We start from the raw sequence: 12,237 nt of genomic DNA on the forward strand, positions 1-12,237 counted from the left end.
CCGGTTGCTCCGGTTGCTCCGGTTGCTCCGGTTGCTCCGGTTTCTCCGGTTGCTCCGCTTTCTCCGGTTGCTCCGGTTGGAAAATTAATAGACGGAAGAGGTGGAAATGTAGGACCAATATTTTTAGAATCCATAACTTCCTTAGACATTGGTAATTTGTCATATCGATTCAAATTTGCATCTCCCTTCTATAGTATTTATTAAATGTTAGATGTTCCGAAATGTTAAAAGAATTATCTAAAAAAATACTATTAATCTCTCGATTAAAATCTTTGTACAAAATCAAATTTAATGTAATTTACTAAAAATGAATGTATTTTAAACAGCATGCCGTTACTATAAAAAATATTATTAATAGAATATATGAAAAGTATCTCCTTTATCATAAAAATGAGGTGATTTTAATTAAAAATAAAGATAGAGAAAATCCCCAAAATAATGACATACAATTATCCTTCCTTATAGACTAACTAGTCCTACTGGTAGTACTGGACCCATGAGTAATACCGGACCCACGGGTAGTACCGGCATAAACGTTACAACAAATTCTATGTTTGCAAATAATACAGTGGATGGAACAGTTTCAGTTGTACTAGGGTGGTACTAACATACTACTCTCAAACAATCAAAGCCTTGATAGCTTTGCAGTCAATAGTGCAAATGATTTATTTACAGTCCCTGTAACGGGACGTTATTATCTTTCTTATCAAATTAATACTACAATTGCACTTCTTGCGGGTTCAAGACTACTTTTAAACGGATCTACATCACTTCTGAGCTCAATTCTATCTCCTGCCCTATCTACTTCAAGTTATAATAATAATTTAATTACAATATTAAATGCAGGTAATACTATTTCTCTTCAATTATTCGGTCTCTTATCAATTGTCAATTTAATCGGTGGTGGATCAACTGGCGCCTCTCTAACAATTATACGAGTTGATTAATAAATGATTCATTTTTTCTTCTTAGCTTTAAATGCCATTCCCCTATATAGATAGTAGAAACTATCTATACTAAATATTCCGGATAAACATTATCAATTTACTCTATACGCTATCAATGTTAAGTTATTTATGAAGACGGTTTCTCCTTTACGAACCATCTCAATACGTATTTGAGAAATATTCTCCAATCCTATACGCGAGAGCAATACTGTGTTGACACTCAAATGAGTGTCTTTTTTTTAAAATTGTAATAAATAAAACCATCTCTTATAGATGGTTTTATCAAAACATATCTCTTTATATTCTAAATAAAATAGCAAGTTTATGAAGCTGGATAATAAATGGTCATACTTAACCGAGTTAGCGTTCGTCCGGAATTATGATAAGAGTGCGGTCTATCCGCCTTAAAGCGAATTGAATCTCCGCTATTTAATGTATATTGACAATTATTTATTTCAATTGTCAATTCTCCCTCAAACACCGTTATAAATTCTTCGGTCCCTTCTTTATGGCCTTCCGAACTTAATTTTCCTTCCGTTTCAATTTCAACAGTATAGATTTCAAAATGTCTATCATCTTGAAAAGGAAAAGAAGGATACACTTTATATCTCCCATTGTCTTCTGATAATACTTGAACATCGTTTCGTAAAACCACTTTCGTATCAGGCTGTGGATTATTAATTAAAGACGTAAAAGACACTTTTAAACCATTCGCTATCTTCCATATTGTTGTTAGTGTCGGGCTTGAATCTCCTCTTTCAATTTGTCCAATCATCGTTTTACTCACACCTGTTAATTGGGAAACCTTTTCTAAACTTAATTTTTCTTTCTCACGTATTGCCTTTATATTTTTCGCCAAAATAAGTTGAATTTCTTCCATAAAAAAACACTCCTACACTATATACAATATAACGACCGTTATGTATAATAAAAAGCACACGTTATATTGTTCTTTTCGGTCATTATAACATACAAAAAAATACTTAGGGGGTTTTGAAATGCCTTTATTTTCTTTTTTATTATTTGTTTTTATTAGTAGCTTCACACCCGGTCCTAACAATTTTTTAGCTATGACATACGCAAATCAACTTGGTTTGAAAAGGAGCATGCAATTTTGCTTTGGAGTAGCTTTCGGTTTTTTCCTCCTCACTTCTTTATGTAGTTTCTTTAATATAGTACTAATTAATATTTTACCTAAAATCGAATTACCTTTAAAAATTTTAGGAGTAGCATACATGTTATATTTAGCTTTTAAAATACTCACTAGTAAAGGCAGTACGGATCCCGATGAAAAAGATAATAAAAACTTATTTACAGTGGGGATTTTTCTTCAGTTTGTTAACCCTAAAGGGATATTATTCGGACTGACTGTAGTTTCTACTTTTATTCTCCCTTACTACAATTCATATTCAAGTTTTCTACTTTTTTCATTATTTCTAGGTGTAGTCGGTTTAATGAGTACATTTAGTTGGAGCCTGTTTGGTTCAATGTTCCAAAAACTATTATTAAAACATACTCAATTATTTAACATCATTATGGCTGTTTTATTGGTTTTCAGTGCTATATCAATCGTTATAAGCTAGCTCTATACTCATTCTAATTCTTATATTTTGTTTAACTGAACCAAACGCTACAGTACGTATATCTTAAGCTTTTTCTCTTATTCTCCTAAATAAAACTTTTTTCTACCTTGTACAAACAGTTTTTATCCTCATTAAATACAATATATAGACAAATAAAAGATAGGAGATTAAAGAATGGCTGATTTTTTTTATAAACATGGTAAAAAGTACTATAAAAACTATTCATATTCTCACAATAAAAAAGAGAACTGTTTCACTAAAACGCATACGATTGCTGGCTCAAATATACCGTTAGATATTATTGTACCAGCTAACACTTCAAGAATAGTTTTTGAAGATGCTACTAATAATCACAATAAAACATTACTGCAGTTTCATGTTCCTGGTACTTCTGCACCAATTGTTGTAACTATTCGTACAAGAAATTCTCGTAGACCGATTACCGCTACAATAGCTTCAGGTGAAACAAGAATTCTTCAAGTAGAAAATTTTGAAAGCCTCACTCTCACAAATAATAATAATACAAGTAGCGACATTGGTATTTTTATTCAAAAAACGTTTTGCATCTGCTGTGATGACCAAAATGATTACTATGCAGAACAATCACATTCTCTTAACCAAAAGAGTAACTGTTTTATTGAGACTCATACCATAGCCGGTTCGGGAACTTCCTCAACTGGAAATGTACCTCTAGATATTATCGTACCCCCTAACTCTTCAAGAGTGGTTTTTGAAGATCTTACTATTAATCACAACAAAACATTACTTCAAATATCTGTTCCTAACGATTCCGGTCCCATTGAAGTAACTATTCGAACAAGGATTTCTAACACACCAATTATCGCTACGATAGTTCCTAATGAAACAAGGATTTTTCAAGTAGAAGATTTCCAAGAACTTACCCTCACAAATAATTCCGATTCCTTTGATTTTATTGATATATTTATCAATAAAACGTTTTGTATTTGCTGTGATGACCAGAACAACCCTTGCGATGAATGTAACCATGAATACGACAATGATTATGATTGTTAATTTTAATGAAAAAGAAACCTTTTTATAAAGGTTTCTTTTTCATTAAAACAACTAACATCCGATAATATACGTACGTACGTACTTACTTATCTACCGTTTCTCGTTTCTTAATAAAATAGCATTTTTGTTTATAAATTTTACACATTTAAAGTAGACAAGCATATGTTATTATATGGAGATTTCCTCCACTCATAAGTTTCTTATCTTTCTAAGAGTACGTTTATAGGCGTGCTCTTTTGATTTTTTATCCAATAACGATTTTTATATCCACACGCTTCTTACTAAGCTTCATTGCTAAATAAGGTTGGATTTATTTTTTCTATTTTTGAATGTATAATCCAAAACTTATTACTAGAAACTGTACAAATACTAATAGCTCTTCAAAAAAAGAAGCACATGCTTCTGTGGCAAAAGACAATTCGAGTTGACGAATTTGATTTTTCGCATCATCAAAATCAGAAGCTACAACTTTTTATTAAATACAACTTCAGCCTTATGACCTTGTAGTATATATTGACAATACTTTAGCTAGTCATAGAAAACCTTATGGATCAATCGCAGTATATAAAAATCCAAATACTTCTCAACGGATAGGATTATGGACAGTATATGATCCATCAAGATATTTAATATATTCCTAATTTGGTTGGGTAAGTAATAGACCAATTAATCCATAATAAGAAAAAGAGGCTGCGAAATAATTACAGCCTCTTTTCTTTAATCGCATTTTTCTATTTGGTCGCCTTCTTCACCTGCATTTTCTGCCGAACTATCCGTTCCGCCTCCTACTGCATGTTGCTGTTTAGTATTAGAACTTTCGATGGCAGCGTTGGTTCCCGCTGCACTGTCTTCTCCACCACCACTTGCCACTTGAGTAGCACTAGCCTGTTCCTTACGGGTTTTATTAATTTGATTATTGATGATAAGTACAAATTCTGCCTCTTCATCCGAAGTTTCTTTTTTCATTTTATGCGGCTCAATCTGGTCCCCACTAATTCCTTTATTTATGGCTTCGCCTCCAGCGCCCACCGTTTCTTGCTGTCGGGTATTCGATGAATCGATTGCTGCATTACTTCCTGCTGCACTATTTTGTCCGGCTCCACTGGCAATTTGTGTTGTATTCGGTGCAAATGTAATCTGATTATTAATGACAATGACAATTTTTCGTTTATCAGCAAGATTTCCCAAATTAATTTCTTCTCCATCTTTTTTTACAAATCGAAACGTGATTTTTTCATTGTTTTCCATATTCTCCCCCCTTTGTAGTATTAAATGACTGGAGAATGATAATGGATTGGACAAGCGTATTTTTTTATAAATATGTGACCCCGCCCACAATGAAGGATGTATTACCAGGTTCCGGTATTTACCTCATATTAGGTACGTTGGCTTGGCGACAGTCCAGCATCCGCCGAATTTCGGAATGCATGGAGAAAAACCTTATAGGAGATATAGAAAGAGAGATTAGTAGAAGCATTGGTATATAAAGGTTTCTAGGTTTCATTATATTTTCCTTTTCTTATTTATATTTATCAGCCAAATATCTAGCATAGTGAACTAAATTTCTAGCTACATCTAATTCAAGATTAAATATATTAGGTACCCCTGGTCTCCAATTCACCTCAAATAACCACAATTTTTGATCCTTATCAATCCCTACATCAATTCCTAACTCATCAAATAGTATATCCTTATATAAAGAATTAAAATGGTTAGAAAAAGTTACTGCAAATCGTTCTAAATACCTTTTAATATTATACCAATCGTTATCAAACTCCGCTTTTAAAAAAACATCTAAATACGTACTATAACCACCCTTAGCCATATTTGATACAATACTTCCTAATGGACCTATTCTCGGGAATATAGAAGTAACAACCCACCTGCCTTCCCCATTTCTTTGAACATGCAATCGAAAATCATAAACATGACCAGATTTCATTTGACATGAAATAAACTGTTGAATTATGTAACCTTGCTCTTGAATCTTATCAGATATAAAGCTCCGTAATTGTTTTTTATTAATAGATGAAATTTGTTCTGACTCATTCATACTGTAATTCATCCCATTTTTTTCAATGAAAATTATACCACTACCTTGATGTCCAGAAATTGGTTTAATAATAAGTTTTTCATAACGATTAATCATGTCAAAAAACTTATTAACATCATTTAATTCATAAAAAGGAATAAGATATTGCTTAAATTTTTTCGCTCTATTTATTCTGTTATATACACTTAATTTATTTCCAATTGAATGACTTGTAAAAGGAACTTTTTCATGTAGATAATCATAGATTTGCTGATTTTTATCACTAACATGAACACTTGCATTGTAAATAACATCTGGAAAAGAAAATTCTTGTTCAATCCACTTACCATTTTCATAAGTTTTACCTAAAATCTTCTTCGTTTCTATATTTACTTTTCCTAAAGTAAAATAAAAAAATTCCACACCTTCAGCTTTAGCTACAGCAGCATAAGTATATGCTTTCTTTACGTCATTCGGATCTTTCCGATGATGAAGCATACCAATTATAGTCATGTTAGTTCTTCTTCCCTTCTTTCTAAAGATTTTTTTCAAAACAAATATCAAATTCATTATATATATATTCATGTTCTTCCTCATTCAACCATTTTTCGAAAAATCCAGAACAAGCTTAACCTCATTTTAATATTCTACCTATAGAAATAATAAACCTGAGATTTTATAAAATGATAAAGGTTAAGGTGACATAAAATGGATACTATCGTTTTCATTGAAACAAATAAATCTGGATCAAGTAGGGAAGCAATCAAAGCAGCTGAAAAACTTAATTTCTTTACTGTTTTATTAACTAAAAAAACAAAATTTATTAATGAACGCACTATATTCCCTGATGTACATCAGATGATTTTCACTGATATAAATGATTATGATAATATAATTACAACAATTGAAAAATTAAATACATCAGGAAAAAACATAAAGGGGATCTTTAGTTTTATTGACCCTTTTGTTTATGTGGCTGCACGTTTATCAGAAAGATTTTGCTCAAATATTGTATCTACTAAAGCTATCCATCATATGGAAAACAAAATATTAACTCGTAATGTACTTAAAGAATTACCAATCTCACTCAACTATTTAATTTACAAACCAACAGAATCATTATCATCTTTTCTTGAAAAACTAAAGAGATAAATTTCCCGCTTATTGTAAAATCCCCTAAATCAACAGGATCCAAAGATGTATTATTAGTAAAAAATAAAGATCAATTAATCTTATCTATACAAAGTCTTTTAAAAAAACTACCTAATGAAGAAATTCTACTTGAAGAATATATAGATGGACCTCAGTACTTAGTTGAAATTTTAGTTCAAGATGGAAAAGTCCATATTATAGCAGTAATTGAACAAGAAATTACACTTTTTGAACGTTTTATTGTTACTGGTTATTCTTTACTAGGACAGGTAGACAAAAGACTATATAATAGTCTTTTCAATGCAGTTAATTCTGTTATTCAGGCCTTTAATATGAAAAATGGAGCGTGTCATCTAGAACTCCGGAGAATAAAAGATGTTTGGAAATTAATTGAGATAAATCCCAGAATATCAGGTGGAGCAATGAATGACATAATTGAAATTGGACATGGAATCAACTTAGTGCAAGAGACTATTCAGTTAATGTTAGGAAATAAACCTTCACTAAATAAAAAACATTATAAATATGTGTACGCTCATTACCTAACAGTTAAATCTAAAGGAAAACTAATTCGAGTTACAGGGAAAAACCGTAGTTCTAAATATCCTGGTGTAGAGAAAGTTTATATAAAACCTAAAAAAGGAACTATCTTAAAACCACCTACATCAATGGGACATCGATGTGGATACGTTTTAGCTGCAGCCTATTTTAAAACAGAAGCTAAAAAAATAGCTTTAGAAGCAGCTAAAGAAATTTCATTTGAAATCCAAAAATAATAAATACGACATATATACACCAACTGATGAAAATATACTAAAAATCATATTTCTTATAATTTTAATTTCTTTACTAAATAGACGACTCCAAAATGTTTTAATTTATATATGATAAAATATATCCATCGCCGATATGTCCAAACATGTAATTTTCATAGCAGAAAAATTACAAATATACTTTTACAACATGATTCAAAAATCAATGAAGGAATGTTTTAAGTGAAAGGACATATTCGAAAAAGAGGAACAAAGTGGTGTATTATTGTCGATATCGGAGCTGATTCAGAGACAGGAAAAAGAAGACAATAGTGGTTTTCGTGATACATTTAAAGCCTATTTGAAAAAATCCGAATTAAAAAACATTAGATTTCATGATTTACGCCATACTCATGCAACGCTTCTTTTAAAACAAGGAGTACATCCAAAGATTGTAAGCGAACGATTGGATCATAAGGACGTTTTCATAACCTTAAATCGCTATTCACATTTTTCACCTAGTCTGCAAAAGGACGCTGTTAAAACATTTAGTGAAAGACTATTCGGATGGTAATGTTTGCAAATATAAAAAATGAGGTTTCTCTTTTCTAGAGAAACCTCACCACATCAATGTTTTTGTTAAATTTTAAACTGACTCGTATACAAATCAAAGTAAAACCCACCATCTTCCATGAGAGTTTCATGATTTCCTCTCTCTAAAATACTTCCATCTTTTATTACAAGTATTTGATCTGCTTTTTCAATCGTTTTCAGCCGATGAGCGATTACAAAACTTGTTCGCCCTCTCATTAAATTATTTAATCCAGATTGAATTTGTAATTCTGTTCTCGTATCAATATTAGATGTTGCTTCGTCGAGAATTAATATATCTGCATCTGCTAAAATCGCTCGTGCAATCGCAAGGAGTTGTTTTTGTCCTTGACTTAAATTCGAACCTTCTGAAGCAATTTCCGTTTCATATTGATTCGGTAGATGTTTTATAAAAGAATGTGCTGATGCTGCTTTTGCTGCTGCAACTACTTCTTCATCACTTGCATCTAAACGTCCATATCGAATATTTTCCATAATCGTTCCTGCAAATAAATACGTATCCTGTAAAACAACCCCTATTTTACTCCGTAAAGAATTAATATCATAATCCTTTATATCTTTTTCATCAATGCTAATTTGCCCTTTTTGAATGTCATAAAAGCGAGTTAACAAATTAATAATTGTTGTTTTTCCTGATCCAGTTGGACCGACTAAAGCGATTGTCTCCCCAGGATTCGCCTCGAGACTCACATCTTTTAAAATCATGTTGTCCTGTGCGTATCCAAATGAAACTTTCTCAAGCCTAACATGTCCTTGTAAATTTTGTACAAGTACTGCATCTTTTTTATTTTGAATTTCTGGTACTTCATCCATAATTTCAAAGACACGTTCTCCTCCAGCAACTGCCGCTTGAATCGTATTCATTAAAGTTGCAAATTGACTAAGTGGTCTTGAAAATTGTCGAGAATAATTAATAAAAGCTGCAATGACACCTACTGTTGTCATTCCGTTTAATACCATTACCGATCCAGTTCCAATTACAAGCCCCATTCCTAAGTTATTAATAAAGTTCATACTTGGAAAAATAAATGCTGAAAACGTTTCAGCCTTCGTTGCTGAAATTCTTAGCTGTTCGTTAATTTCATTAAAGTTATGTACGGTTTCTTTTTCTTTTCCGTATAACGTAGTTACGTCTGCGCCTGTAATAGCTTCCTCAATAAATCCATTTAATTCTCCTAAATCCTTTTGACGTTTCGCAAAGTTTTTCCCACTATAAGCAACTAGTTTTTTCGTAACGAAAAACATAATAGGTACTGTAATTAAAGTTACAATCGCTAAAATCCAATCTAATGAAAACATCGCAATTGTTACACCTATAAACGTTAACGCTGATGAAATGATTTGCACAACACTTTGTGTCAAAGCTTGATTTAAGTTATCAATATCATTTGTCACACGGCTCATTAAATCACCTTGAGAACGTACATCAAAGAATCGTAGAGAAAGTGTTTGGATTTTTTCAAAAATATCTTGTCGTATTTTTTGTATAGTCTTTAATGCAACATTAATCATTACAAATGTTTGTAACCATGTTAATAATACGGTTATCCCATATATTGCAATGAGTAGCATGCACATTCTGGCTGTCCCGCTTAAATCCTTCGGTACAATGTATTCATCAATGATGACCCCCATATAATATGGCCCAAGTAAACCTAGTAATGTCGTGATAAATACAAGAATAATAACGAACATAAGAGATGCTTTTTGATACCCCATATAGTTCCATACTCGCATTATAGTTCCTTTAGTATTCTTAGTTTTTCCCGTTTTCGGATTGTTACGTCCACCTTTATTTCCAAATTGTCCTTGAAAATTACGCACGCTCTTCCCCTCCTTCTTGCTGCAGGCTACCACCTTGGGAAAGATAAATTTCCTGATACACTTCACAAGTTGCCAATAAATCCTCATGCGTACCATTTCCAACTAATTCACCGTTATTCAAAACGAGGATTTTATCAGCATCTATAATAGAAGATATTTTTGATGCAATTAAAAATGTCGTTGTGCCACTATATCTTGTCCTTAATGCTTCCTGTATTACAGCTTCTGACTTCGCATCAACTGCCGATGTAGAATCGTCTAATACAAGAATAGATGGCTTTCTCACTAGGGCTCTTGCAATAGATATACGTTGTTTTTGACCACCAGATAGATTGGTTGCACCTTGTGTTAAGTTATATTCATAAGAGTCTTCCAGCTTATTGATAAACTCAGTCGCACAAGCAGATGAAGATGCTAATTCCAATTCATCATAAGTTGCATCTTCTTTGCCATAACGTAAATTCTCTTCTATACTGCCTGAAAAAAGAAGTGCCTTTTGTGGAACGAAGCCAATGGAAGCACGAAGTTTTTGCAAATCGTATGCTTTCACATTAACATCATCTATACATATTTCACCTTGATCAACATCGTAAAGTCGTGGCAATAGTTTCGCCAATGTAGATTTACCACTTCCGGTCGATCCAATAATCCCTATTTTTTCACCTTTACGTACAGTAAAGGAAATATCTTTTAAAACATATTCATTATTTTTCGTATAACTATAGCTAACATTTTTAAACTCTACATTACCACCCACTTGTTTTGGTTCATATACGTCGCCTTCAGTTGTAATATCAACTTCAGTATGTAAGACTTGTTGTACACGATCAGCTGATGGAAAAGCACGGGCAATTTGAATAAATACCATACTAATAGACATAAGTGACATTAAAATGATATTTAAATAGTTAATAAAAGCTAAAATGGCCCCTACTTGGAGTGTACCGTTAAAAACTTTCTCGCCACCAATCCATAAAGTTGCTACAATTCCGCTATTTACAACTAGCATAATAATTGGCATCATCAATGAAATAATTTGTATTGCACGAATATTTATTTCAGTTAAACTTGTATTAACTTTCTCAAACTGTGCGATTTCATATTTTTGTCTTACATATGCTTTTATAACACGTACACCGGATAAATTTTCTTGTAGCTTTGTGTTTACTTTATCTAATGCTTCTTGTACTCGCTTAAATGAACCGCTCGATTGACCTGCAATCAATACAATTGCAACTAATAATACGGGTACCACAACAAGTAAAATTGGAAATAGGTCTCTCGCTGTTACAAAGACTATAATGATACTTCCAATAAATAATAACGGTCCACGGACAAGTACACGTAACGTCATCGTCATTGCCGATTGAATAGATGTAATATCATTTGTCACGATTGTTAATAATTTACCTGTTCCAAATGAATCACGATTTTTGCTAGAAAATGTTTCTATTTTTGCAAACACATCTTTTCGTATGTCTGTAGCGAAATTAACAGCAGCTTTTGTAGAATACATCATACAACCAAGTCCTCCAACTAAACCGATTGCTGCTGCTCCTATCATAAGAAGCCCCATTTTTATTACATAATTCAAATCCCGGTTTGCAATTCCAACATCAATAATATGTTGCATTATTGTCGGTTGAATTAAGTCCATCGCAACCTCAAGTACCATAAATAGCGGTCCAATAATAGCGAAGAACATGTATGGTTTTAAATACTGTAACAACTTGCGAAATGATTTCATACACAATCTCCTTTTTTCATGAAATTACCATCGAATAATTTATATTCCTCCTTATTTGAGCGATATAGTCTGTAATTTCTCCATTAGTCCTATTATATTAGGTAAATTAATATTTAACATTATTAAATGATAAGCATTTATGACTTCCCGGTCAATAAATGTGCTTTATCTTACGTAAATAAAAAACCACATTCTTAATAGAAAGAATGTGGTTTTTTATTTATATTTGTTCAATTGTAAAATTCAATCGCGAATCATTATTTTAGATGAATTTCGGTTTGGCATAGCCAAAAACTTTTGCTAAACTAGCTTTATGGAGTTCTTTGATAACTTGATATAGAATAGAAGGTTGCAGGAAGAAAATAGCGTGCGAAAACCAAGCCATTCGGTTCCTGCGTAAAATATCAACCGTATAAAGAGAGCATCCAAGCGTTGGACATCTAGGGGTGGATCGCCCCGAAGTAACGCTCATGGAGACGAAAGGTTACTTTCGTCGTGGAACTGAGAAGCTCCCACTTCTAGCTTTGCTAAGTGGTGAGTAGTTCACTAGGAT

At 32.3% G+C, this 12,237-nt stretch carries 8 protein-coding genes and 3 pseudogenes; 5 read left to right on the forward strand and 6 right to left on the reverse strand.

Annotation, left to right across the window (positions count from 1 at the left end):
- Positions 1-173: pseudogene (locus B5P40_RS16455) on the reverse strand (exosporium leader peptide-containing protein); the annotation flags it as partial.
- Positions 174-496: 323 nt separating this feature from the next.
- On the opposite strand from B5P40_RS16455, the pseudogene B5P40_RS16460 reads away from it, so the two are divergent.
- Positions 497-947, forward strand: a pseudogene (locus B5P40_RS16460) (BclA C-terminal domain-containing protein).
- A gap of 322 nt (positions 948-1,269) precedes the next feature.
- On the opposite strand, the gene B5P40_RS16465 reads toward B5P40_RS16460, so the two are convergent.
- Positions 1,270-1,827 carry a helix-turn-helix domain-containing protein gene (locus tag B5P40_RS16465; protein WP_113709479.1) on the reverse strand — a complete coding sequence of 186 codons (558 nt, stop codon included), beginning with the start codon at positions 1,825-1,827 and terminating at the stop codon, positions 1,270-1,272.
- A gap of 118 nt (positions 1,828-1,945) precedes the next feature.
- Between B5P40_RS16465 and B5P40_RS16470 the strand changes: the two genes are divergently transcribed.
- The gene (locus B5P40_RS16470; RefSeq protein WP_078176188.1) at positions 1,946-2,530 is read left to right on the forward strand and encodes a LysE family translocator; all 585 of its coding nucleotides are present in this window, start codon (positions 1,946-1,948) and stop codon (positions 2,528-2,530) included.
- A 174-nt stretch (positions 2,531-2,704) separates the two neighbouring features.
- Positions 2,705-3,565 carry a hypothetical protein gene (locus B5P40_RS16475; RefSeq protein ID WP_002031983.1) on the forward strand — a complete coding sequence of 287 codons (861 nt, stop codon included), beginning with the start codon at positions 2,705-2,707 and terminating at the stop codon, positions 3,563-3,565.
- A gap of 717 nt (positions 3,566-4,282) precedes the next feature.
- Here B5P40_RS16475 and B5P40_RS16480 read toward each other — a convergent pair.
- Both B5P40_RS16480 and B5P40_RS16490 read right to left on the reverse strand, forming a co-directional pair.
- Entirely contained in the window at positions 4,283-4,813 is a 531-nt protein-coding gene (locus tag B5P40_RS16480; RefSeq protein ID WP_003189202.1) for a hypothetical protein, read from the reverse strand.
- A 271-nt stretch (positions 4,814-5,084) separates the two neighbouring features.
- Positions 5,085-6,182 (reverse strand): YheC/YheD family endospore coat-associated protein, encoded by a 1,098-nt coding sequence (locus tag B5P40_RS16490; protein WP_002165834.1) that lies wholly within the window; start codon positions 6,180-6,182, stop codon positions 5,085-5,087.
- 123 nt (positions 6,183-6,305) lie between these two features.
- Between B5P40_RS16490 and B5P40_RS16495 the strand changes: the two are divergent.
- Together B5P40_RS16495 and B5P40_RS16500 are read left to right on the forward strand one after the other, a co-directional pair.
- A pseudogene (locus B5P40_RS16495) lies at positions 6,306-7,525 on the forward strand (ATP-grasp domain-containing protein).
- Between the two features lie 262 nt (positions 7,526-7,787).
- A complete protein-coding gene (locus B5P40_RS16500) occupies positions 7,788-8,075 on the forward strand; it encodes a tyrosine-type recombinase/integrase (RefSeq protein ID WP_206772143.1) in 288 nt (95 codons plus the stop codon).
- A gap of 65 nt (positions 8,076-8,140) precedes the next feature.
- Here B5P40_RS16500 and B5P40_RS16505 read toward each other — a convergent pair whose 3' ends face one another.
- Together B5P40_RS16505 and B5P40_RS16510 are read right to left on the reverse strand one after the other, a co-directional pair.
- A complete protein-coding gene (locus tag B5P40_RS16505) occupies positions 8,141-9,937 on the reverse strand; it encodes an ABC transporter ATP-binding protein (RefSeq protein ID WP_002165835.1) in 1,797 nt (598 codons plus the stop codon).
- Entirely contained in the window at positions 9,930-11,684 is a 1,755-nt protein-coding gene (locus B5P40_RS16510; RefSeq protein WP_016092610.1) for an ABC transporter ATP-binding protein, read from the reverse strand. The genes B5P40_RS16505 and B5P40_RS16510 overlap by 8 nt, the downstream gene beginning before the upstream one ends.
- Positions 11,685-12,237 lie beyond the last annotated feature (553 nt).

The sequence above is a fragment of the Bacillus sp. SRB_8 genome, from assembly GCF_003264205.1.
Classification (GTDB): Bacteria; Bacillota; Bacilli; order Bacillales; family Bacillaceae_G; genus Bacillus_A; species Bacillus_A mycoides.